We start from the raw sequence: 23,184 nt of genomic DNA, 5'->3' as shown, positions 1-23,184 counted from the left end.
AGCACATGAAACGTGGACATCAGGAACTCATCGTCGGCCTGGATATTGGTACTTCCAAAGTCGCCTGTATTGTTGCCCAGTCTAAAGGTGGTCGTGAAGCAGAAATCATCGGCGTCGGTCAGCACCCCTCCCGGGGTTTGAAAAAAGGCGTGGTGGTAGATATTGAATCCACCGTGCAGGCCATTACCCGTGCAGTCCAGGAAGCCGAACTCATGGCCGGCGTCCAGATCCACGGTGCCGTGGTCGGCATTGCCGGCGGTCACATTCGCGGTTACAACAGCCACGGCATCGTCGCCATCAAGAACAAGGAAGTCAGCAATGAGGATGTGGGTCGGGTCATGGACGCCGCCCGCGCCATCGTGATTCCCCAGGACCAGAATGTCATCCATATCCTGCCCCAGGAATTCATGATTGATAGTCAGGAAGGGGTTCGCGAACCGGTCGGCATGTCCGGGGTGCGTCTCGAAGCCCGAGTGCATATTGTCACCGGTGCGGTCAGTGCCGCCCAGAATATTGCCAAATGCGTGGAACGCTGCGGCTTACAGGTCCAGGACCTGGTTCTGGAACAGCTCGCCTCCGCCGATGCGGTGTTGACCTCCGACGAAAAAGAACTCGGGGTTTGCTTGGTGGATATTGGCGGCGGAACCACCGACATTGCCATTTTCCGTGATGGTGCTGTCCGCCATACGGCCGTAATTCCCATTGCCGGAGATCAGGTCACCAATGACATTGCTCTCGGTCTGCGCACTCCTCCAGCGGAAGCCGAACAGATCAAGAAACTCTATGGCTGCGCTCTTGGTGACCTGATCGAACAGGATGACGAAATTGCCGTGCCCAGTGTCGGTACCCGCCCGCCCCGCACTATTTCCCGGCGGATTCTCGGCGACATCATCGAACCGCGCATCAAGGAACTGTTTGAACTGATCCAGGCCGAACTGCGGCGCACCGGCTATGAAGAAATGATCGCCGCCGGGGTGGTCATCACTGGCGGTTCCAGCCGTCTCGAAGGTATTGCCGAGCTGGCCGAAGAAATCCTCCATCTGCCCGTTCGAGTGGGCGAACCCATGCATTTGCCAGGCATGGAAAACGTGGTCCGGGTACCAGGACACGCCACTGGCGTTGGTCTGGTCATGTATGGATTACATAATCAACCGGCCGGACAGACTGAGGCGGCAACTGCACAGCCCAAGGCCGCTTATGAAGATCTGGGGCAAAGCCACACCGGTATGGACACCAGTTTTGGCGGTGTTTTCCGGAAAATGCGCAACTGGGTCCAGACCAGTTTCGGTTGACCGTCTTTTCCCAGCAGAATTCCCATTCAACGAATCAGGAGAAATATCATGTTTGAATTAAACGATTGCGAACAGGACGGCGCCGTCATCAAGGTCATCGGCGTCGGTGGCGGTGGCGGTAACGCCATCAACAACATGTGTGGTGCCGGACTGGAAGGAGTGGAATTTATCACTGCCAATACCGATTCCCAGGCGCTGCGCAACTCCCTGGCCAGCCGCACCATTCAGCTCGGCGCCCAGATTACCCGTGGCCTGGGTGCCGGTGCCGATCCGGAAGTGGGGCGCAAGGCGGCGGAAGAAGGTCGCGACGACATTCGTGCCGCCCTTGAAAAAGCCGATATGGTGTTCATCACTACCGGTATGGGTGGCGGAACCGGCACCGGTGCCGCACCCGTCGTCGCGGCCATCGCCCGGGACATGGGCATTCTGACCGTCGGCGTGGTCACCAAGCCTTTCAATTTTGAAGGCAAAAAACGTCAGCAACATGCCCTTTCCGGCATTGATGAGTTATCCCAACATGTGGATTCTCTCGTGATCATCCCTAATGAAAAACTGCTGGCCGTGCTCGGCACCGCCATCAGCCTCAAGGATGCTTATCAGGCTGCCGACAACATTCTGCTGGGTGCAGTCCAGGGTATCTCTGAACTGGTCACCCGCCCCGGTCTGATGAACCTGGATTTTGCCGATGTACGCACAGTCATGTCTGGCATGGGTCTGGCCATGATGGGTGCAGCCAGTGGCAAGGGCGAAAACCGTGCACGGGATGCCGCCACCCGCGCCGCTTCCAGCCCACTTCTGGACGACATCAACCTGTCCGGCGCCCGGGGCATTCTCGTCAACATTACGGCAGGCATGGATCTGACCCTGGGTGAATTCCAGGAAGTCGGTGAACTGATTCGCGGTTATGCCGCCGATGACGCCAATGTGAAGGTGGGTACGGTGCTGGACCCCGATCTCGACGGCGAACTGCGGGTTACCGTGGTGGCCACCGGCTTGCAGCGCGAGCCGGTCCGTCTGGCCGTAGAGAATATTCGGAGTCGGAGCAGCAACCCTACCAGTCCCAGCACGCCTTCCGACTGGCGCAATCTGGATATCCCCGTGGGTATGCGGCATGGAGAGCGGGCCCCTGCGGTAAGTCCCGGCAACCGCAGTAACAGTGGCGCACCGGACTTTTCCGAGCTGGATATCCCAGCTTTCCTGCGCCGCCAGGCTGACTGAAATACTATCGGGTCAGCGCAGTAACGGCGCTTGACCCGGTCGGCAGCGTTCCTTGCTCGGCCGTGGCCCTTTGGCCGCGGCCGTTCTGACTAGTTCGTCTTCGTCCTGAAGCAGAACTGCCCGCTGCTGTTCGGTCAGCAAGGGATTGCGGGCAATGGCGTAACGCACATTGGGGTCCCGGTCTGTGCAAAAAATCGCCACCTGTTCCGCAGACAAATCCGGCCGTTTGGCAATACACAGGCGAATGACGTAGTCGCCATCCTGGGCCAACACCTCTACCTCAGCAGACCGTAAATCTGCCCTTCGGGCAAAATAACAGCGCGTCTGCACCCACTGCTCGCGCAGCAGAAAAGGACGATAATCATCGGGTAAATCCGGACTGAGCGCCCATTTCAGGCGTTCTTCCAGAGACATGCCCCGCCAGAGCGCTTCCACAGACGCCACTCAGTTTTCCCGGAAAATCTGCGGGGCCCCTTGCAACATGGCGACCACAAAAATCCCCTTCAAGCTGAATGCCACCTTTATCCGGCAGCCAGATGTCCGGAAGGATCCCGCTCGGCGCTGGACATGGCCTTGCGATAACGGCTGAGGTCCTTGGCACTCTGAATGGGCACCTCCAGCAAGGTGGAGAGATTGCGCAAAATGCCATTGATGACCTTGGCTTCCCAAATGGCATCAAAATGAATCTGGGTGTCCAGCCATTGCTCTAGCCAGCCAGGGTCGGGCAAATGACTTTGCACACTATCCTCGGGATACATATTTTTATTCACATGCAAATTGGTCGGATGCAGTGCCTTGGCCGTCTTGGTGTTCGCCATCAACACACCAATTTTGGCAAAAGCCAGACGCGCCGAATCTCCCAGACGCTCAATCGCCCGCCGCATGTATTTCAGATAAATGCCGGCGTGCCGCGCCTCATCCTTGGAAAGCACCTCGTAAATGGAACGGATCACTGGTTCGCTATGCCACTGGGCTGCGCACTTGTACCAATGAGTCAAGCGGATTTCCCCGCAGAAATGCAGCATCAGGGTTTCCATGGCGGGGGCAGGATCAAATTCAAAGCGCACATTATGCAACTCCGCCTCGGTCGGCAAATATTCCGGGGCAAAACGGCGCAAATACTCCATCAGCACTAGGGCATGCTTCTGCTCTTCATAAAACCAGATGGACATGAAGGCCGAAAAATCCGAGTCATCCCGGTTATCGCGCAGGAACATTTCTGTGGCCGGCAGGGCTGACCATTCGGTCACGGCATTCATTTTGATCGTGCGGAGCTGTTCTTCACTCACCAGACTCCGATCAAACTGATCCCAGGGAATATCTGTCGCCATATTCCAACGCGCGGCCTCCAGGGATTTAAACAATTCAGGGTATAACATGGCTAAACCACCTCTCTCCGGCGTCGTCAAACAATAAGGTTTCCAGCACACTGCACCATCTGCTTTCAGCGCCCATGAAGCATAATTGCTGTGTATATGAAGACATTCTACGGCAAATCAACGCGCGGGGCGATGCCTGAAGGGCAAACTGTGGCGGCGGAGCTCCAGTACGACCTAGATTTATCTGCGCATTTGCGGCAGACTTTAGCTTATTCTTGATGTTACGCGGAAGCCATGGCTGTCTCTACCCCTCATATACTGGTACTGCACGGACCGAACCTGAACCTTCTGGGTCAGCGTGAACCGGGACACTATGGTCGCAGCACCCTGGCTGAAATTGATAGCAAACTGAACGCCATGGCCGACAACTGGGGCTGGACGCTCAGCAGCCTGCAGAGTAATGCCGAACATCAACTGATTGATGCCGTACAACTGTCCCTCACCCAGGGCGTCACGGACATCATCATCAATCCCGCCGCATTCACCCATACCAGTGTCGCCCTGCGCGACGCTCTGAGTGCAGTGGCCATTCCGTTCATTGAAGTGCATTTGTCCAACATTCACGCGCGGGAAGCTTTCCGCCGGCATTCCTATTTTTCCGATATTGCCCAGGGGGTCATAGCGGGACTAGGTGCCGACGGTTACTTCCTCGCTCTGGAAGCCATTTACCGGCGTGTTTCACGCCCTGACTGAACCCCTCATTAAGGAAAAGCATGGATATCCAATTCATTCGTCGCCTAGCCGAACTACTCGAAAAAAGCGCCATTGACGAAATTGAAGTTGTTGAAGGTGAAAGCAAGGTGCGCATTACCCGGCATGCGGCTCCCGTCGTGCCGCAAAATGTGACCTATCACGCCCAGCCCGCGCCACTGCCGGCAATGGCCCCGGAAAGCATCCAGGCCCCTGCTGCGGCGCCCGTGGCTGCCGCCGAAAGCGCGCCTCAAGGTTATATGATCAAGTCACCCATGGTCGGCACTTTCTATCGGGCCTCCTCCCCCGAAGCCGTGCCTTTTGTCGAAGAAGGCAGCATCGTCAAGGCCGGACAAACCCTCTGCATTATCGAAGCCATGAAATTGCTGAATGAGATCGAAGCCGACGTTTCCGGCAAAATCATCAAGGTGCTGGCCAGTAATGGACAGCCCGTAGAGTACGGCGAACCCCTCTTTATCATTGCCCCAGAGGATTGAAATGTTTGAGAAGATCCTCATTGCCAACCGAGGCGAAATCGCTTTACGCATACAACGGGCCTGTCGTGAACTGGGTATTCGCACGGTAGCCGTCCATTCCGAGCCTGATCGTGACCTGATGCATGTCAAGCTGGCTGACGAATCCGTCTGCATCGGACCCGCCCCCAGCGATCAAAGTTATTTGAATGTGCCAGCAGTGATTGCCGCCGCTGAAGTAACCGACGCCGAAGCCATCCATCCCGGCTATGGTTTTTTGTCGGAAAACGCCGATTTTGCGGAACGAGTGGAAAATAGTGGCTTTGCTTTCATTGGACCCCGTGCCGAAACCATTCGTCTGATGGGGGACAAAATTGCGGCCAAAACCGCCATGAAAAAAGCCGGGGTACCCTGCGTCCCCGGATCGGACGGTCCCCTGCCAGACGACAACGAAGCCCTCAAAAAACTGGCGAAGGACATCGGTTATCCGGTCATTCTCAAAGCTGCCGGTGGCGGTGGCGGACGCGGCATGCGGGTCGTCCATACCGAAGCACACCTGATCAATGCCGCCAATCTGACACGGGCGGAAGCCGGCAAGGCTTTTGGTAATCCGACCCTGTACATGGAAAAATTTCTGGAAACCCCCCGTCATATTGAATTCCAGGTGCTCTGCGATGCCCACGGCCATTGCGTCCACCTCGGGGAGCGGGACTGTTCCGTGCAACGGCGTCACCAAAAAGTCATTGAAGAAGCCCCAGCACCCGGCATCAGCGCCAAACAACGTGCCGAAATTGGGGCAGCAGTCGTCAAGGCCTGTACCGATATGGGTTATCGTGGCGCCGGAACCATTGAATTTCTCTACGATCCCGCCAGCCAGACCTTTTATTTCATCGAAATGAACACCCGGGTGCAGGTGGAACATCCCGTCACAGAAATGATTACCGGGGTAGATATTGTCAAGGCCCAGATTCTGATTGCTGCTGGAAAAGCTCTTCCGCTTCGACAGGAAGACATCCAGTTCCATGGTCATGCCATTGAATGCCGCATCAATGCCGAAGACCCTGAACGCTTCACCCCCTCTCCCGGACAAATTACAGCTTGGCATGCACCGGGCGGTCCCGGAATACGCGTTGACAGTCACATTTATGCCGGTTATCGGGTACCCCCCTATTATGATTCCATGATCGGCAAGATCATTTCCCACGGCAATGACCGGGAAGAGGCCCAGATGCGTATGCGCAGCGCCCTGCGGGAAACTAGCATCGAAGGCATCCAGACCAATATACTGCTGCATCGTCGTATTTTGGAGGAAGCCCAATATGCCGCTGGTGAGATCAACATCCACTATCTGGAAGCGCTGCTCTCCCTATGACTATCGCCTGGTGGCAATTGGACCTGCAGGTGCCGGTCGATGCCGCGGCCCCCGTGGAAGCACTGCTACTGGAAGCAGGCGCTGAAGCCATCACTTTTCTGGAACAGGATACCAGCGAAGCCCTGTTCGTGCCCGGAGAGCTCTGGCAACACAGTCATTGTCAGGCACTTTTTGCCGCCGACGTCCATGCTGAGGCTGATTTACGCGCCCTGATTGAAAGTGCCGCCTGGCAGCATTATGGCGCTTCTCTTCAGGCTGTGGTGGATCAGGATTGGGTATCCAGCACCCAGGCACAATTTCCAGCTCGTCAGTTTGGAAAACTCTGGGTGGTCCCCAGTTGGGATCGCGCTCCCGAGGACGCACTTTACCAGTTACATCTGGATCCCGGACAAGCCTTCGGTACCGGTGCCCATCCCACCACTTCGCGCTGCTTGCATTTTCTGGAAAGCCACATTCGTGGCGGAGAATGCGTCATCGATTACGGCTGCGGTTCCGGCATTCTGGCCATAGCTGCCCTACTCCTGGGGGCAAAAACCGCTTATGGTATCGACACCGATCCCCAGGCCCTGAAAGTAGCCACGGCCAATGCAAAGAACAATGGTGTTGCCCAGCATTTGCACCTGTCGCTGCCCGAACAAAAAATGCTGCCTCAGGCGGATATTCTGGTGGCCAATATTCTGGCAGGCCCCTTGCTGCAACTTGCCGCCACCCTTGCTGCGCTGACCAGGCCCGATGGCTGGATTGCACTCTCCGGTATTCTCCACAGTCAGGAGGCCTGTATTCTGGAAGCCTACGCCCCCTATTTTAATTTCGCGATGCCGCAACATGAAGAAGACTGGTCGCTCCTCTACGGCCAGCGTAAAACCGGAGACTGAGAATATGGAAATCACCTGCCCCCGTTGTGAATCCACCTTCAGCGTCGATCCCAAAGCCCTGCATAATCATCACTATCGAGTCAAATGCAGTGTCTGTCAGCAGACCTTCCAAGTGGACATGGACAGTGAAATCAGCACTACGGGTCTCCATCTGGGGCAACGACTGGGGCGTTACCTACTTCTACTCATTATTTTCTTGTTGGTTTTAGCCTTGATCGGACAAATTCTCTGGTCAACGGGCAGGGCTCCGTCAAGCTCGCCAGATATAGTAGCAGAGGTTTTCGCCACTGATTTTAATGGTGGTTTGAAGGGGCTATAGTTGGTGGAAATGCGGCATTTTCAGGCGATTTTGGGTGCAGAATCGTGAATGGGGTGGCTGACGGACGCAGCTCGCCCTCCGGAGCTATTCTCGGATAGGTAAACCCCGTGGTGGCGCCTCAGTATCCGAGTTGGCGGAGCGTTTTGTGCGCGCTGGCGGCGAAATCCCGGCACGCTTTGGCGATATTCTTGACGCCAGTGAGACGCATAATGCTCATGGCCAGTTCGCGCAAGGTCGCCATCATATGGGGACCGTTCTGGGTACGGACTTGGGAGAGGTCCTCGTGGAAAGTCACATCGCGGACATGATGGTTCCGGTTTTCAATTTCCCAGTGACCACGGGCCAAGCCCAACAGATTTTCGGGCGTGGCACGATCCGGGGTCAGGCTGGTGAGTCCGAAGGCATAATCATCCCGAATCGTGCCCTCTTTGCTGTTGATGGTGGAGCGTTGGATCAGGAAAGCTTGTCCGACATGCGGAAAATGGAGGCCGGTTGCCCGGGTGGCGACGATGATTTTGCGGTATTCAAAGCGGCCATGCCCGACCTCTGTGGTTTCAGCGTTGAGGGGGAAAATCGCCCCAAGGGAGGCACGTCAGACGGTCGCGGAGTTTTCGTTGATTGCCTTTGACGGCGGTGAAGAGATAATCGGCTTTCTTGTCTTCGACGAGGAAGCGGGCGGTCTCCCGCTGGGTATGCAGGGCATCGGCGGTGACGACCTTGCCCGCGATGTTGACGTCCTGGAGCAGGTTGCGCAGTTCTGGAATTTCGTTGGTTTTCCGGGCGATTTCTTTTTGCGCGATGGTGGCCCCCTGTCCATGCAGGAACGCGCTGAGCAGATGCACCTGAGCGCCGTCTGCGCGTGCGGCCCCTTTGAGGACTTTGCCATCGACGGCCACCGCTTCAAAGCCCGCCGTACCCAGTAGCCAGGCGCCGATCGCCGCATCCAGCGCCTCCACATCGGCCCCTTGCAAGACGCGCCGGATGGTCGGTTCGGAGGGGGCGAGGTAGCGCTTGGTTTTGGGATCGAATCGGGCGCGGATGCGCTTCAATTGAGCCTGGGTCAAGCGACCGCCCCACTCGGCGATGGCGGCATAACTTTCGGCCCGCGTCAGGACAGCGGCCACGGCCACCGTCAGGATGGCCGGGAGGGGATGCTGCTTGCCTAGTTTGCTGCGGGTATCGGGAAGGCGGAAAAAGATTTGGCGCAAGCCTTCCATTTGCGCGGTCGCTCAACGTCACGGTTTGCATGGGGGTATGGGTCCATTCGAGTTGGGGCTGCGGCTGGGCCAACCAGGCCCGCGCCTGTGGATGGAGAGGAAAGAGCAGAAGACGTTTAGGTTGGCCGTGGTGGACATAGCCACCACCGGGACGGCGGGCGAAGCCCTTGGTTCCGCCGACATCCACCCAGTTGGCGGCCCGGTAGCAGGCACCGGTAAAACGGGGGGATTCCACAAAGGTCTCAGCCAGCACGATGGGATGCCCATAGACGGATTGCCAGTCCGCAGAGAGCCTGTGCAGGTTCAGCGCCAGAATACGGGACGCCAGATTCGGGAAGGATTCTCCGGGCAGGATCAGAAAACGGGCATTGTTGGCGATGAGATGCAAGCGCTGGCGGCGCAAGATCCAGGACCAGCCGATCCACCGATCCCGCGCCTGGCATTGAAAAGCGGCGGCATGCCAGCCCAGTAACGCTACCCAGCGACCATCGAGCGTAGCCACATAGCGCAGGTTACGGCCCGCCAAGGTGCGAAAGCCCCGGTAGTGATACGTTTGCATCAGCGTATTCCAGCGTTCCCGCTCCGTGGGCAGGATGGGTCGCACCTGAACACGGTGCAGGCTGGCTTGCTGGTTTTCGGTGAGAGTTGGGACTTCCATGCGGCAAAAGTTACCGCATTCATCCTGAGAAGTCCAGAAAAACCCTTTGTGCTACTCCATCAGCAGCTTAGATGGAAGGTTGACAGGGCCCTGGGTCAACGGGCGTTTACAGTTATGCGGCCAACAGCGCACCTATCCGCCAGGCCATGATCCGGGCTGCCAACGTCCTGGGTACGACCATCTCCTGGCCGGGACCTAATAAGGAAATGCGTATTATCGATAGTCATGTCACCCCCCTGGGAAACCAACGGGCCGAAATTACCGGGAAAATGGAAAATCTGGCTGGACATGTGCAGGCCTATCCGGTTATTCAGGTCACCTTGAGTAATGTTTATGGTGCGCCTGTTGCCCATCTGCAGTTTAAACCCGGCGAATATCTCGCAGCTTCAGAAAATCCGGCCTCTGGATTTCTGCCCCATAAACCCGTTCCGTTCATTATCAAGAGTCCCCAATTGATTACCGCCGCAGGTTATCAGGTCACTCTCCTGAGCCAACCCTGAGACGCCTGACAATGAGTACAGAATTCATGACATTGAGTGACTGCGTCATCATGATAGTAGATCGTTACCTGAAGGACCTGGACGGTGCTGCGCCCGATAACTTGCATGCACAGATCATCGAACAGGTAGAGCGTACCCTGATCGATCACACTTTGAAGAAATGTGGTGGTCAGCGCAGTACAGCGGCCCAATGGCTGGGTATCAACCGCAATACCTTACGCAAGAAGTTGCAAAATTATGGGCTGGATACCTGAATCAACTGCAAAGAACTCGAAGCCGGTGTGGGTGCAGGTAAAGGTGAGGTGACAGTCGTCACCGCCGTGATCTGTTCTGGCGCAGTGCCATTCAGATAATGCTGATAATAGGCCAAGACCCGTGGCACATAGGCCTGAGTTTCTGCAAAGGGCGGGATGTGATAACCCGCTTGGATGACTGCGTTGGAACCCGCATTATAGGCAGCGATGGCCAGCCTTAGATCGCCACTGAATTTGCGTAGCAGATAAGCCAGATAAGCCGTTCCCCCGTTGATGTTTTCGGCAGGACTGAAGGCGTTGGCAACCCCAAAGCGCGCCGCCGTTGCCGGAATCAACTGCATGAGCCCGATCGCACCTTTGGGAGAAACCGCGCCCGCATTATACCCGGATTCGGCAGAAATAACGGCGTTTACCAGGGCCGGGCTGACCCCATAGCGGCTGGCTGCAGAACGAATAAGAGACTGATACTGCTGCTTGGCTACCCGGTTAAAATCCGCACGGGCCGCCGCCACGGGCATTTTGAGCGTACGCATCACCATATGGTATTGATGGTTACCGGCGGGTACATTGGTCAAATGCACCACTCCATGACTATCCGTGTAGGCATAAATATTGGCTTGCGCAGCGTTGACACACAAGCACACCAGCAGGAGCAGAAGGCTGCACAGAATTTTCACTTGATTACCCGCAGAGAAGGCTTTTCTGACTTTTCCGGAGTTTTAGAGCTCGTCTCTTCGCGGCCGGCAGGATCGGCTCCTGGGAGCGGATCAGCGGGAATTACCGGTTCAGCAAAACCCATTCCTTCCTGGGTTTCTGCCGCATAAATAGCTGCCACAGCCGCCATCGGCACATCCACATTGCGCGCCACCCCGCCAAAGCGTGCATTAAAACAAATCCAGTCATCGGCCATGCTGAGGTTGTGACAGGCTCGGGGTGAAATATCCAGAATCATCCGTCCATCCTTGGCATAACCACTGGGCACCGATACTCCTGGATAGGCTACTACCACCAGAATATACGGGGTATGTCCCTGATCGATACACCACTGGTAAATACCATTCAACAAGTAAGGCTTGGCACTTTCTGGCAACAAAATATTTTCTCCATTCGCAAGCAGTCCGACAAAAGTTTTACCGACGACAATCTATTCTCTATATAGCCGAAATCCTGTAAATCTCAAGCATTCCAGGCTCAGGCACTATCGGACTCAAGCATTTCTGGGTCAAGTAGTCGGGACTGACCGTGATGCCAAACAAAAAAAACAATACCGCTTCAGATTTAAACGAATTCTTAATGCTCGCCATGCTCGTGAAACTGGAGCCAAGGCAAATAATTCTTGCCTCATTTACATTAATCTCTAAAATACAAATCACAATAACCTTTTGGATCGCCTCATACTGGGGTCGATTTTTTACGTTCGGAGGAACTCATGCCGTTTGTCAGCCGTCAGCAGCTTCGTTTTGTCACTTATACTTTTGCCGCCGCCAGCGCCATTGCCCTGTCCGGCTGTGCCGCTACCCAGGTCGCCCTGGAACACAAGAATCTGAGTGTACAGACGAAAATGTCCAACACCATTTTCCTGAATCCGGTCCCCCCATCAGAGCAGACGGTGTACGTACAGTTTAAAAACACCTCCGATAAAAGCCTCAATGTGGCCGCCCTGGAACAGGAAATCGATGCCAATCTGACTAACCAGGGCTATCGCATCGTGCCTTATAATCAGGCTCATTACATGATGCAAATCAACGTACTGTCCGTGGGCAAAATGTCAGAAGCTGCCGCCAAAAAGTCCTTGACCAATGGCTTTGGTGGCGCCGCATTTGGTGCCGCCGCCGGCGCAGTGATCGGCCAGAGCTGGACCGGAGCAGGGGCTGGCGCATTGGTGGGAGGTGCCATCAGCCTGGTGGCCGACTCCCTGGTCAAGGATGTGACCTACGCCATGATCACCGACGTCCAAATCGCCGAACGCAGCAAACAGGCGGTCAGTCAACAGACCCATTCCAGCCTGCAGCAGGGTACCAGCAGCACGACCACCCAACAGATCAGCGGTACCAATCACTGGATGTACTACCGGACCCGTGTTGTGTCCACGGCCAACAAGGTCAATCTGGACTTCAAGGACGCCCTTCCCGTCTTGCAGGGCCAGTTGGTCCACAGCCTCTCGGGTATTCTCTGAAGACCAATACCCCGTCCGGAACATTCCGGGCTTAGCTACAAAAACGCTCCCGTCGCAGGCAGGAGCGTTTTGTCGTCTCCTCAACTCAGATGGTAGCTGAGCACCCGCTCCACTTCATTTTTGGCCCCCAGAATCACGGGTACCCTTTGATGGAGGCTATTGGGCTGAATTTCCAGGATACGTGCCGTCCCGGTGCTAGCCGCACCCCCCGCTTGTTCAACCAGATAGGACATGGGGTTGGCTTCGTAAAGCAAACGTAGCTTACCCGGCTTTTTAGGATCCTTCTGGTCAAAGGGATACAGAAAAATACCGCCCCGACAGAGAATACGATGGACATCGGCGACCATGGAGCCGACCCAGCGCATGTTGAAGTTTTTCTGGCGCGGCCCTTCGCTGCCCTGATTCAATTCCTCGATATAGCGCTGCACCGGCTTTTGCCAGTGCCGCTGATTACTCATGTTGATGGCATACTCCTGAGTGTCTTCGGGAATACGCATCTGCTGGTGGGTGAGGATGTACTCGCCGATGGAAGGATCCAGGGTAAAACCATTGACACCCTGTCCGGTGCTGTACACCAGCATGTTACTGGAACCATACAAAGCGTAGCCTGCGGCCACCTGTTCCACACCCGGCTGCAGAAAATCTTTGAGACTGGCATTCTGCCCTGCCACCGGCGCACGGAGAATACTGAAAATAGTGCCGACACTGATCCCCACATCGGTATTGCTGGAACCATCCAGCGGATCAAAAAGCAACAAATACTTGCCCCGGGGAATATGCTTGGGAATGGCATAGGGATCATCCATTTCCTCGGAGGCCATACCGGCCAGATGCCCGGTCCAGTCCATGGCGTGCAAAATGGCATCATTGGAGATGATATCGAGCTTTTTCTGCACCTCGCCCTGCACATTGTCGGTACCGGCACTCCCCAGCGCTCCCACCAATGCCCCGCGATACACCTGGGCGCCAATGAATTTGCAGGAAACTGCCAGGTCATTCAAAAGTGCCGCGAAATCACCCGAAGCTTCGGGATGGCGACGCGTTTCCTCGGTAATGAATTGTGTCAGGGTAGTGCCAATATGCATGCGCAGATCCTTTAAAAGCTGTTGAATGAAGAGAATTTCTACAGGGCGCTCAGGCCCAGTTTGAAGGTGATGGTGGATTCTATCGCGCGCGCTGCCCCGTGGTCCAACCATTGCAACCATTGAATATGAAAACGATGAATGCCCCCACTGATTTTGGGATAACCATCGAGTGGATCGGCTATTTCCAGGCGGATCAACGAAGGCGGGTGACGCGGATCAAGAGCAGAACCATAACGTCCTTCCGGGGCTTCCACGGACGACCAGGCACAGGAATCCCGCAACAAGGCCAGGATCAAATCCACGCTGCTTTGCAAAAGCTGCAGGTCCTTTATCCAGCCTTCCAGCAGGGCTCTGGCACGTTCTGGGGGTTGTTGATTCCAAAAAGCCAGCAGTGGCAAATCACAATCGGCCAAGCCACCGGCAACCCCCAATCGACCTCTAGCCAGCTGGATGATTTCTTGATGACGCAACACTTCCCCAAAAGGTTCTCTATGCTCTCTCAGCAATTTCAGCTGCTGATCAATGCGAAACTGCCAGGCTCGCAAAGGCCCCTCATCTACCTCCGGGCTCCGGGACCAGAGACTGAGGCTTTGCCCCAGTCGCTCCAGCTCCAGAATCAGATCCAGACGCAACTCTGGACGCGCACAGAAATCCAGTAATTCATTGTAGGGACGCAGAGCCTGACGAAGATCCGCTTCATGAATGCGTTGCGCCTGGGCAAAAACACTCTCCAATCGCAGCAGCAATCGGGCGCGTTCATGCAGGGGGTGCTCATAAACTGCCATGCCTGTCCTTTGTTATCCAGACGCGCTGCCCTTCCAGGCAGCCAAGTGTGCACCATTTTCGGGCACCATGAAACAGGGTGCCACAGACAATTTTTCTAGGCAAATCCATGACCTTTATGGAGGATGTTCCAGAAAACCAGAACGGCCTCGCGCAAACCACCCAAATCTTTTTCATTACTGATCACATAATCGGCTGCGGCATTACGCTGCACTCGATCCAACTGTGCTGCCAGCACCGCTTCTATCTGCGCGGCGGACCAACCTGGGCGCTGCTGCAAGCGGGCAATTTGCAATGAACGCGGACAATCCACCACCAGAATCTGGTCCAGCAATGGCTGATAATGATTTTCAACCAGCAGCGGCACCACCCAAACGAGGATTGCTGCGGGCTGTTTTTTTTGCAGTTGCTGACTGCGCTCCAGAAAAAGTTGACGGATCTGCGGATGCAGGAGGGCTTCCAGCCATTTTCTGGCCGCTGGATCACCGAAGACCCGGGCCCGCAAGCGCGCCCGATCCAAGCGACCATCAGCCTGCAAATACTCGCTGCCCCAGTGCTGGACGATGGCGTCCAGAGCAGGCTGGCCCGGTGCGACCAACTCCCGCGCCAGAACGTCGGCATCAAGAATCTGGGCACCCAAACTTTCCAGTATTGCGGTGACGGTACTTTTGCCACTGGCGACACCGCCGGTCAGCCCTATGCGCACGATCACCCCCCCAGCAAATGCAGGTAACCCTGCACGATTTCATGGGGCCAGAGCAGCATCAACCAACCTCCCAGGGCCAGATAGGGGCCAAAGGGAATGGCATAATCCCGCCCCTTGCCGCCCAACAACAAGGCCACGGCCACCAGGCCCCCACTGACTGCGGCAATAAACAGGGTCAGGAACACAGCCTGCCAGCCGAGCCAGGCACCGACCAGGCCGAGCAGTTTGAGATCCCCCCCACCCATGCCGTGTTTTCCGGTCATTTTCAGATAAGCGGTGGCCAGCAGCCAGAGACTGCCATAACCGAGAACAATACCGAGTAGTGCATTCCAGGCTGTGGTTAGGGCCAGTCCTGACCACAGCAAGGCGGATGCGTTGATCAATAATCCAATGAGCATTCCCGGTTTGGTGATGCGATCCGGAAGGAGTTGGGTTTCCAGATCGATCATTGTCAACGCCAGCAATATCCAAGTGAACAGTAACGCGGGGAGCAGGGACCAACGTAAACTCATTGCATGGTGTATGGCCCACTGCCAGGCCACGACCACACTGAAGAGGCCCGTCAGCAGCTCCAGTGCCGGATAGCGCCAGGCAATGGGACTGCCACAATCATGACAGCGGCCGCGCAGCAACAACCAGCTGAGGACGGGAATATTCTCCCAGGCGCGCAGCACATGGCCACAATGGGGGCAATGGGAGGCCGGACGAATGATCGATTCGCGGCGGGGAACCCGATGCACCACCACATTGAGAAAGCTGCCGATGAGCAGCCCGAACAACCCGACAAAAATATAGCCCGTTATCGGGAAAATGACGGTCATTCAAGACTCCCTGCCGAGCTCCGCGCCACCCTCAGCGCAAAAGATTGCGGGCTGATGCCCAGCTGCTGTGCAGCCACAGCCGCATCACCGGCAGCCACTTCAAGCATGCTGCGCAGCAAGGCAGCTTCAGCATCATCCAGAGCCCTGGCCACCCCCGATTCGCCTCGCGTGACACGGAGAGCCGGAGACTGCTCCTCGTTCAGACAAGGTGCAGGCGTTTTTTCGGATTCGAGAATATTCTTGTCCGGGAAAACCAGGCTGCGCTCCAGTAAATTTTCCAGTTCACGCACATTGCCCGGAAAATCATATTCCAGCAGTTTGTGCATTACCTCTTCAGTCGGGGTTGCCGGACTCCCCCTCCCTGGCCCGCTCATCCGCTGCAAAATGACATCCACCAGCTGGGGAATATCTTCCCGCCGCTCACGCAAGGGAGGAAGGTGTAACTGGACGACGTTCAAGCGGTAGAGAAGGTCCTGACGAAAGGTTCCGGCATCCACCATCGCTCCAAGATCACGGTGGGTCGCCGAAATAAAGCGCAGATCCAGAGATATTTCCCGTGATCCACCCAGGGGTCGGATGACCCTCTCCTGAATGGCACGCAGCAATTTGACCTGCATCAACATGGGTAAATCGCCGATTTCATCCAGAAAAAGGGTGCCGCCATTAGCCGCCTGGAAGAGTCCCTGACGGGCCTGGGTAGCTCCGGAATAAGCCCCTTTTTCTGCACCGAACAACTCACTTTCAATCAGGCCCTCGGGGATGGCCCCGCAATTGACGGCCACAAAGGGCTGGTCATGGCGCAAGCTGGAATCATGAATGGCCCGGGCCACCAGCTCCTTGCCGGTCCCCGACTCACCGGTGATATGAACGGGAGCATTACTGCGCGCGAGCTTGCGAATATCTTCCCGAATTTGCTGCATCAAAGGAGAATGCCCGACCAGTCTGTCCGTAGCATCATGCTCCAGGTTTTGCGGATTGTTGAGCTTGATGGCCGCGGCGACCAGATGCCGCAGGCGGGCCAGCTCAATGGGCTTGGACATATAATCAAAAGCCCCGGCCTGCATGGCTTCCACGGCGCCGTCGGCCGATGAATAGGCAGTAATCACGGCCACCGGAAGCTGGGGATGCTGCTCATGAAGATGACGCACCAGATCAATACCCGAACCATCAGGCAAACGCAGATCACTCAGGACGAGAGAAGGAAGTCCTGTGGCAAGACGCGCCTGCGCCTCAGCCAGGGAATGGGCACCAGACACCTCCAAACCCATTCCTTCCAGGGTGATGCGTAATAATTCGACAATATTGGGCTCGTCATCCACCACCAAAGCGGAAGGAACAGACCGGCTTGTCGTCATGTCTCTTCCTCATGGAGGTTCCAACAGGGCAAAAATATTTTAAACAACACACCACCTTCGGCATGATTTTCACACTGCACATGTCCACCATTCATGCTGATCAACTCGCGCACCATGGGCAAACCCAATCCCGTACCCCTGGAATTGGTTGTAAAAAAAGGCTCAAAAATACGCTCCATGACTTCCGGCCGGATACCCGGACCAAAATCTCGCAGGGTCAGCATAACCTGGTCTTTATTGAAGCGCTCCGCGCTGATTTCCATACGACATAATCCCTCTGCATCAATGCCATATTGCGCCGCATTATGCAATAAATTCCAGATCACCTGACGCAACTGGGCAGGATCAGCGTAAACCAGCAGACTGCCCGGAATATCCTCGACCAGCACATGGGTCTCTGCCAACTGGGGATCCGTCTGCAATTGAACTACCAGTTTCGGCAACCAGCTCGACAAGGCAATGGGTTCCAGATGAGCAGGCCCCGGCCGGGCCATTTCCAGTACCGATTCGACAATATCGTTAATGCGAACGGTTTCTCTTTCCAGGATAGCAAACAAATGCCGGGATCCCTTGTTTTCCAGATTTTCATCCAGCAAATTGGCGGCATGACGGATGACACTCAGGGGATTGCGGATTTCGTGGGCAATATTGGCAGCAAGGCGGCCTAGCGCCGCCAATTGGGCCTCATGCTCCCGGACTCGCAAGGCCAAGGCATCGCGCAGCAGTAATAGTCGATAGGGGCTGTCCGGGAGCGTGATTTTTCGCACCAGCAAAGAGGGCGTGCGATCCTTGGCAGCTGGATCATCAGGGCCAAGGGGAAGCAGAACTTCATCGTCATCCCCTTGCTGCTTGATCAACATGGCGGCTATGCGCGCCTGCACCAGGTCGATGGCCACCGGCACATTACCCCAAAAGCGATAGCCCGTCAGCTTCCGGGCGAGGGGATTACTGAGGATGACCCGATTATGCCTGTCCAGTACCAGTACGCCCACATCCATGTACTGAACGATTTCCTGGTTCAACACATTCAGATTGAAAAGCTCCTGATCGCGCTGCTGAGCCAGACGATTGCCGCGATCCAGACTGCGGACCAGACTGTCGGCCAGTACCGCCACCGCCACCAGGGCCAGAATATAAATAAACAGCTGGCCGAACAGGGGGTGTACGCTCGCCATACCCCCTTGCAGGGATTCCACAACCAGCAGCAGCAACAGAATCCAGACGAATAAAAAAGCGCCCTTGCCCCGCAGTAAACTGGCCACTGAAACCAGCAACAGAAAAGGAAGAATGCTGAACGGGCCGCTGATGCCACCGCCATAATGCAACAACAGCAAAACCAGAACCGTATCGAGCAGGACCTGCAGCCAGACATGCCAGCGCGATTGATCCGGGAGCTTCATCAATAGCAGCAGCAGATAGAACAGGCTCATCCCGGCAGCCACCAGGGAAACCAGACTCAGGGGGCGCAGGCGGGGGCCCAGATCCAGCAGACTGGCACTGAAGGGGAGTTGCACCAGTACAGCAATGGCTGCCGCTATCAGCAGACGATAAGCAGACACACCCCACAAACGGCGCCAGGCACCATCCTGCTGGAGCAACTCAGCCGTCATGGAGGTCTTTATCGGAGTGCCACATCAGCAAACCATTAGAGGTTAGTGACCCGCAGCACCTCTTCCAGGCTCGTCACCCCTTCCTTGACCCGGCGCAAGCCGTTCTGACGCATGGTGAGCACGCCCTCCGTGGCGGACTGGCGGGCCAAGTCCAGGGCGGTGCCGCCGCGCATGATGATTTCGCGCATGGCATCACTGACCGGCATGACCTGATAGAGCCCAATACGCCCCTTGTAACCGGTTTTATTGCACTCATCGCAGCCTGCCGGGCCCATGGGCCGCCAGCCTTGCAACTCTTCGGCAGCAAAGCCCGCCTCGACCAGCGCCTGATCAGGAATGCGGACCGGTTTTTTGCAATGGGTGCAGAGCTTGCGGGCCAGACGTTGGGCCATGACCAGATGCACCCCGCCGGCAATGTTGTAGGTAGGGATGCCCATGTTTTCCAGCCGGGTCAGACTTTGGGGCGCGTCATTGGTGTGCAGGGTAGCCAGCACCAGATGGCCAGTCTGCGCTGCCTTGATGGCCGTTTCCGCAGTTTCCAGATCGCGGACCTCACCGACCATGATGATGTCCGGATCCTGGCGCAAAAAGGAACGCAGTGCAGCAGCAAAATTCAAGCCAATACGCTCATTGATATTCACCTGATTGATTCCATACACCGGAATTTCCACCGGATCTTCCGCCGTACTGATATTGCAGTCACCGGTATTGAGAATATTCAAGGCCGTGTACAGGGTGGTGGTTTTACCTGAGCCGGTCGGTCCTGTCACCAGAATCATGCCGTAGGGACGGTGAATGGCTTCTTCAAAAGCTTTGCGCTGTTCCGGTAAAAAGCCGAGATGCTCTATGGGCACCTTGGAGCTGGCCGGATCCAGCAAACGCAGGACAATGGTTTCCCCGAAACTGGTCGGCAGAAAAGACACACGAAAGTCAATGACCCGGGCAGGAGGTACCCGCACCCGCAAACGCCCATCCTGGGGTAAACGACGCTCGGAAATATCCAGACGACACAGAATTTTCAGTCGCGAGGTAATCCCATCACGCAGGGCCAGTGGGGGATGCAAGGCATCCTGCAAAACCCCATCCAGACGATAACGTACCCGGAGATCCTTTTCATAGGGCTCCAGATGAATATCTGAAACCCCCCGCTGAATGGCATCCAGCAGCAGTTGCTGGACAAAACGCACCACCGGAGCATCATCAACCGTTCCATCACTGTCCTTGCCGAGGTCAAATTCTTCCTGGGCATCCTGTTCCGCACCGGACTCATCCTTGGCCTTGTCCAGGAAAATATCTTCAATACCGGTACCGGCATTATTGGCAAGATGGACCGCACGCATCAGCTTGTCGGCTTCGACAAGAATGGGCACCACCTGCAAACCGGTATTGAATTTGATGTCCTCCACCGCCTTGAAATCGGTGGGATCGGCCATGGCCAGATAAAGGGTGTCGCCGCGTTTGGATAAAGGCAGGACCAGATAGCGGCTCATCAGGTTTTTATCGACCCGGCGCAGCAGCAAATCATCGATCATAACCGCATCCAGATCGAGCATGGGCATGTTGTAGCGCTGGGAGAGGTGCGCCATCAGCGCCGCAGCCGGAACTGCCCCTTTTTCCACCGCATAAAACAGCAAGGGTTTCTTGCCGCGCCCAGGGTCATTGGCAAGATTGACCAGTTGCGCTTCATTCCCCAGCCCGTTACTGACCAGGGCCCGCAGTACGGGGGTCAAAACTATTTGTTCCGGGTTTGCAGCCATCGCCGTAATGTATCCTCCACAAGGGGGGTTTGCGGTAAAACACCGGTCCAGATACGGAAGCTCTCCGCGCCCTGTTCCACCAGCATCCCCAAGCCGTCCATCGCGTCCCGCCCACACTGGCGGGCAGTCCGTAACAACGGGGTTTCCAATGGGTTATAGACGATATCATAAACTTTACCATGGGCTGGCAAGCCTTCCAGATCCAGTTCCGGATGACTTTCCCCATGCAGGCCCAGGGCGCTGGTATTCACCAGCAAGCCGACCCGGGGCAAAATCCGGGTCAGGCTTTTGCGCTCCAGGGGCAGAGGATGCAGGGGAAACTGTGGGAATTCCTTGGCCAGCTTTTCCGCCCGGTCAGGATGCCGGTTGGCCACATAAATGGCCGGACAGCCGGCACTTCCCAAAGCATAAACAATGGCTCTGGCTGCGCCCCCTGCGCCAATGACCAGTACTGCTGCAGCGCGCCAGTCGTGGCCGGCACGACGCTCCAAAGCCCGCTGAAAACCCAGGGCATCGGTGTTCGACCCATAACTGCGCCCCGCTGTAAAATGAATCGTGTTGACGGCGCCGATTTGTTGCGCTTCCGGGCTGAGATCATCGACCAGGGACAGTACCGCTTCCTTGTGGGGAACGGTGATATTGAGGCCCTGCACCCCCGAGGCCGCCAGGCCTTCCAGGACCTTGGGCAAATCCTCCGCCCTTGCCGGGAAGGGAACATACACGGTGTCGAGACCCTGTTGCGCGGCAAACAGGCGATGCATCCAGGGCGACAAGCTGTGTTTTACCGGATCACCGATGATGCCGTAGACGACACTCGCACCGCCAGGATGCCACATTTCTGCGGGTGACAAAGTTTCGGAATCAATGTCCATTGATAAAAGCCTTTTCCGGATAAGTGGCCAGCACAGCGAGCAGCTTCGGCCAGTTTTTACCGGGCAGGATATTACCCAGCACTACGGACTGGCGAACACCGGTCACCTGAGCATAAGGCAAGGATCTGCCCAACAAACATTGCCCCCCCAACCAGGCAAAGGCCAGGGCTTCCAGAGCCTGGGCCGGGATTCCGCTGACTTGTGCACCGAGCCGCACCGGCAATTCCGGTAAGGCTGCCCGCAGCGCATTTATCAACGTCGGATTTTCGGCACCACCGCCAAAAACCAGGAGTTCAGAAGCTGCAGGCATCCAGTTCCGCAGAGCCTCTGCGACACTGCCTGCGGTCAGCGCCGTGATCGTCGCCACAAAATCCGCTTCCCCATAGGCCCAGTCCGCCCACCAGCTACGGACTAACGAATCGTCAAAACTTTCCCGTCCTGTACTTTTGGGTGGAACCTGCTGGAAATAGGCGTGCTTCAGCCACTGCATCAGTGGCTTTTCCTGAACTTTTCCGGCAGCACCCAAGCGGCCGTGCAGATCACATTGGGCTGTACCACGACTGAGCAAGCGTACTGCTGCATCGATCAAGACATTGCCGGGACCACTGTCAAAAGCCTGCAGCGGACGGGGATCGCCAGCACCCGGAATCCAGGTCAGATTGGCCATCCCTCCGAGATTCAGGATTACCCGCGCCTGATCATTCTGAAAGAGATAGTGATGAAAGGGTGGCACCAAAGGCGCGCCTTCCCCGCCTGCCGCTACATCTGCGCGCCGAAAATCATGGACCACCGTCAACCCGGTAGCTACGGCCACATCGGCGGCCGAACCAATCTGCAGGGTAAAACCCGGCGCGGCGCGGGGCTGATGGCGGATGGTCTGACCGTGCAGGGCAATGAAATCCACGGGACCCATTTGCGCAATGGCGGCCTGGGCCACATCGGCGTAACAGGCACCCAGATGACGATCCAGTATAGCCATTTGTTCCACGGGCAAAGGACCATTGGCCGCGAGCACCATGTCCCGCAAGGGCGCAGCAAAAGCCTGGCTATACATCCCGACATAAGCCTGTTCACCAGGGGCCGCAAAATCCAGCAGAGCGGCATCCACCCCATCGGCACTGGTCCCGGACATCAAGCCCAAAGCGCGCATGGAGTCAGCTCAAATCATTCGTGGGCGGGGATGGACTTGCGGCCAGACATCCTGATCGGTGCGCAATACCGCACCAGCAGGCCGCAAGTCAGCCGCAGATGGCTTATGCGCCGGACCGCCTCCGGTCAATGCTCGTGACCGTGCTCGCCATGCACATGACCATGAGCCAGTTCTTCCGCTGTCGCGTCACGCACATCCAGAACCGTAACATCAAAGTTGAGGGTCATGCCCGCCAGCGGATGATTCAGATCCACGGTGACATCTTCCCCTTCAATATCAATGACCGTGGCCAGACGCATACCTTCGTCTGTCTCGGTTTCAAACTGCGTCCCGATTTCCAGCTCTTCCGGGTCATCAAAGTCTTCCCTGGCTACCACTTCCACCAGGTCTTCGTCCCAATCTCCGTAGCCTTCTTCCGGGGGAATGGACACTTCGACCTTATCACCCGTGCGGTGCCCGGCCAGTGCCTGCTCCAGACCGGGAATGATGCCGTGGTGGCCATGCAGATAAATGAGGGGTTCTTCACCTACCGAGCTGTCAATCAGCTCGCCCTCTTCGTCGGTGAGGGAATAGTCGATGGTGACTACCTTGTCTTTGCTGATAATCATGTGGCGCGTCCTAT

At 56.3% G+C, this 23,184-nt stretch carries 26 protein-coding genes and 1 pseudogene; 10 read left to right on the top strand and 17 right to left on the bottom strand.

Going from position 1 to position 23,184, the window contains the following annotated elements:
* The first annotated feature begins 5 nt into the window (after positions 1–5).
* On the top strand, positions 6–1,292 hold the full coding sequence (ftsA, locus tag B1757_RS00770) for a cell division protein FtsA (RefSeq protein ID WP_101536508.1): 1,287 nt from the start codon (positions 6–8) through the stop codon (positions 1,290–1,292).
* A 48-nt stretch (positions 1,293–1,340) separates the two neighbouring features.
* On the top strand, positions 1,341–2,510 hold the full coding sequence (ftsZ, locus tag B1757_RS00765; RefSeq protein ID WP_101536507.1) for a cell division protein FtsZ: 1,170 nt from the start codon (positions 1,341–1,343) through the stop codon (positions 2,508–2,510).
* 12 nt (positions 2,511–2,522) lie between these two features.
* On the opposite strand, the gene B1757_RS00760 is transcribed toward ftsZ, so the two are convergent.
* Positions 2,523–2,954, bottom strand: coding sequence for a hypothetical protein (locus B1757_RS00760; RefSeq protein WP_253253640.1), 432 nt, complete (start codon positions 2,952–2,954; stop codon positions 2,523–2,525).
* Between the two features lie 77 nt (positions 2,955–3,031).
* Complete coding sequence (locus B1757_RS00755; protein WP_101536506.1) at positions 3,032–3,889, bottom strand: diiron oxygenase; 858 nt, start codon at positions 3,887–3,889, stop codon at positions 3,032–3,034.
* Positions 3,890–4,123: 234 nt separating this feature from the next.
* Here B1757_RS00755 and aroQ point away from each other — a divergent pair, with 234 nt between their 5' ends.
* From aroQ to B1757_RS00730, 5 genes are read left to right on the top strand one after another with little or no spacing between them, the layout of a single operon-like run.
* Complete coding sequence (aroQ, locus tag B1757_RS00750) at positions 4,124–4,582, top strand: type II 3-dehydroquinate dehydratase (RefSeq protein ID WP_101536505.1); 459 nt, start codon at positions 4,124–4,126, stop codon at positions 4,580–4,582.
* 20 nt (positions 4,583–4,602) lie between these two features.
* Positions 4,603–5,076 carry an acetyl-CoA carboxylase biotin carboxyl carrier protein gene (accB, locus tag B1757_RS00745; RefSeq protein WP_101536504.1) on the top strand — a complete coding sequence of 158 codons (474 nt, stop codon included), beginning with the start codon at positions 4,603–4,605 and terminating at the stop codon, positions 5,074–5,076.
* A 1-nt stretch (position 5,077) separates the two neighbouring features.
* Positions 5,078–6,424, top strand: a complete 1,347-nt coding sequence (gene accC / locus B1757_RS00740; protein WP_101536503.1) for an acetyl-CoA carboxylase biotin carboxylase subunit — start codon at positions 5,078–5,080, stop codon at positions 6,422–6,424.
* A complete protein-coding gene (gene prmA, locus B1757_RS00735) occupies positions 6,421–7,299 on the top strand; it encodes a 50S ribosomal protein L11 methyltransferase (protein ID WP_101536502.1) in 879 nt (292 codons plus the stop codon). Before accC ends, prmA begins: the two co-directional genes overlap by 4 nt.
* A 4-nt stretch (positions 7,300–7,303) precedes the next feature.
* Positions 7,304–7,618: a zinc-ribbon domain-containing protein gene (locus B1757_RS00730; protein WP_101536501.1), complete on the top strand. Its 315-nt coding sequence runs from the start codon at positions 7,304–7,306 to the stop codon at positions 7,616–7,618.
* A gap of 118 nt (positions 7,619–7,736) precedes the next feature.
* Here the strand turns inward: B1757_RS00730 and B1757_RS15965 are convergent, their stop codons facing one another.
* The 3 genes and pseudogenes from B1757_RS15965 to B1757_RS15960 all read right to left on the bottom strand — a co-directional run.
* Entirely contained in the window at positions 7,737–8,129 is a 393-nt protein-coding gene (locus tag B1757_RS15965) for a hypothetical protein (RefSeq protein ID WP_368233151.1), read from the bottom strand.
* Positions 8,130–8,172: 43 nt separating this feature from the next.
* Complete coding sequence (locus B1757_RS14965; RefSeq protein ID WP_143484185.1) at positions 8,173–8,835, bottom strand: ISAs1 family transposase; 663 nt, start codon at positions 8,833–8,835, stop codon at positions 8,173–8,175.
* Positions 8,836–9,055: 220 nt separating this feature from the next.
* A pseudogene (locus tag B1757_RS15960) lies at positions 9,056–9,394 on the bottom strand (Druantia anti-phage system protein DruA); the annotation flags it as partial.
* A gap of 245 nt (positions 9,395–9,639) precedes the next feature.
* Between B1757_RS15960 and B1757_RS00710 the strand changes: the two are divergent.
* A complete protein-coding gene (locus B1757_RS00710; protein ID WP_253253639.1) occupies positions 9,640–9,993 on the top strand; it encodes a DUF3426 domain-containing protein in 354 nt (117 codons plus the stop codon).
* Positions 9,994–10,004: 11 nt separating this feature from the next.
* On the top strand, positions 10,005–10,247 hold the full coding sequence (locus tag B1757_RS00705; RefSeq protein ID WP_101536500.1) for a helix-turn-helix domain-containing protein: 243 nt from the start codon (positions 10,005–10,007) through the stop codon (positions 10,245–10,247).
* Here the strand turns inward: B1757_RS00705 and B1757_RS00700 are convergent.
* Positions 10,229–10,924 (bottom strand): transglycosylase SLT domain-containing protein, encoded by a 696-nt coding sequence (locus B1757_RS00700; protein ID WP_101536499.1) that lies wholly within the window; start codon positions 10,922–10,924, stop codon positions 10,229–10,231. The two genes, B1757_RS00705 and B1757_RS00700, sit on opposite strands and share 19 nt — an antisense overlap.
* Complete coding sequence (locus B1757_RS00695; protein ID WP_101536498.1) at positions 10,921–11,340, bottom strand: ClpXP protease specificity-enhancing factor; 420 nt, start codon at positions 11,338–11,340, stop codon at positions 10,921–10,923. The genes B1757_RS00700 and B1757_RS00695 overlap by 4 nt, the downstream gene beginning before the upstream one ends.
* A gap of 336 nt (positions 11,341–11,676) precedes the next feature.
* On the opposite strand from B1757_RS00695, the gene B1757_RS00690 reads away from it, so the two are divergent.
* Positions 11,677–12,423 (top strand): complement resistance protein TraT, encoded by a 747-nt coding sequence (locus tag B1757_RS00690; RefSeq protein WP_101536497.1) that lies wholly within the window; start codon positions 11,677–11,679, stop codon positions 12,421–12,423.
* Between the two features lie 80 nt (positions 12,424–12,503).
* On the opposite strand, the gene B1757_RS00685 is transcribed toward B1757_RS00690, so the two are convergent.
* From B1757_RS00685 to B1757_RS00640, 10 genes are all read right to left on the bottom strand, one after another.
* On the bottom strand, positions 12,504–13,508 hold the full coding sequence (locus tag B1757_RS00685; RefSeq protein ID WP_101536496.1) for a class 1 fructose-bisphosphatase: 1,005 nt from the start codon (positions 13,506–13,508) through the stop codon (positions 12,504–12,506).
* 38 nt (positions 13,509–13,546) lie between these two features.
* Complete coding sequence (locus tag B1757_RS00680) at positions 13,547–14,293, bottom strand: cell division protein ZapD (RefSeq protein WP_101536495.1); 747 nt, start codon at positions 14,291–14,293, stop codon at positions 13,547–13,549.
* Positions 14,294–14,388: 95 nt separating this feature from the next.
* The gene (gene coaE, locus B1757_RS00675) at positions 14,389–14,997 is read right to left on the bottom strand and encodes a dephospho-CoA kinase (RefSeq protein WP_253253638.1); all 609 of its coding nucleotides are present in this window, start codon (positions 14,995–14,997) and stop codon (positions 14,389–14,391) included.
* Between the two features lie 2 nt (positions 14,998–14,999).
* The gene (locus B1757_RS00670) at positions 15,000–15,818 is read right to left on the bottom strand and encodes a prepilin peptidase (protein ID WP_101536493.1); all 819 of its coding nucleotides are present in this window, start codon (positions 15,816–15,818) and stop codon (positions 15,000–15,002) included.
* Positions 15,815–17,173 carry a sigma-54-dependent transcriptional regulator gene (locus tag B1757_RS00665; protein WP_101536492.1) on the bottom strand — a complete coding sequence of 453 codons (1,359 nt, stop codon included), beginning with the start codon at positions 17,171–17,173 and terminating at the stop codon, positions 15,815–15,817. The genes B1757_RS00670 and B1757_RS00665 overlap by 4 nt, the downstream gene beginning before the upstream one ends.
* Entirely contained in the window at positions 17,170–18,783 is a 1,614-nt protein-coding gene (locus B1757_RS00660) for a sensor histidine kinase (protein ID WP_101536491.1), read from the bottom strand. Before B1757_RS00660 ends, B1757_RS00665 begins: the two co-directional genes overlap by 4 nt.
* Before the next feature lie 35 nt (positions 18,784–18,818).
* Complete coding sequence (gene pilB, locus B1757_RS00655) at positions 18,819–20,540, bottom strand: type IV-A pilus assembly ATPase PilB (protein WP_101536490.1); 1,722 nt, start codon at positions 20,538–20,540, stop codon at positions 18,819–18,821.
* Complete coding sequence (locus B1757_RS00650; RefSeq protein WP_101536489.1) at positions 20,516–21,412, bottom strand: shikimate dehydrogenase; 897 nt, start codon at positions 21,410–21,412, stop codon at positions 20,516–20,518. The genes pilB and B1757_RS00650 overlap by 25 nt, the downstream gene beginning before the upstream one ends.
* Positions 21,402–22,562: an anhydro-N-acetylmuramic acid kinase gene (locus B1757_RS00645; RefSeq protein ID WP_101536488.1), complete on the bottom strand. Its 1,161-nt coding sequence runs from the start codon at positions 22,560–22,562 to the stop codon at positions 21,402–21,404. Before B1757_RS00645 ends, B1757_RS00650 begins: the two co-directional genes overlap by 11 nt.
* Positions 22,563–22,687: 125 nt before the next feature.
* On the bottom strand, positions 22,688–23,170 hold the full coding sequence (locus B1757_RS00640; protein ID WP_101536487.1) for an FKBP-type peptidyl-prolyl cis-trans isomerase: 483 nt from the start codon (positions 23,168–23,170) through the stop codon (positions 22,688–22,690).
* Positions 23,171–23,184 lie beyond the last annotated feature (14 nt).

This window comes from Acidithiobacillus marinus, assembly GCF_002847505.1.
Lineage (GTDB): Bacteria > Pseudomonadota > Gammaproteobacteria > Acidithiobacillales > Acidithiobacillaceae > Acidithiobacillus > Acidithiobacillus marinus.
The sequence above is the reverse complement of the archived record's forward strand: the minus strand, read 5'-3'. Positions and strand labels throughout refer to the sequence as shown.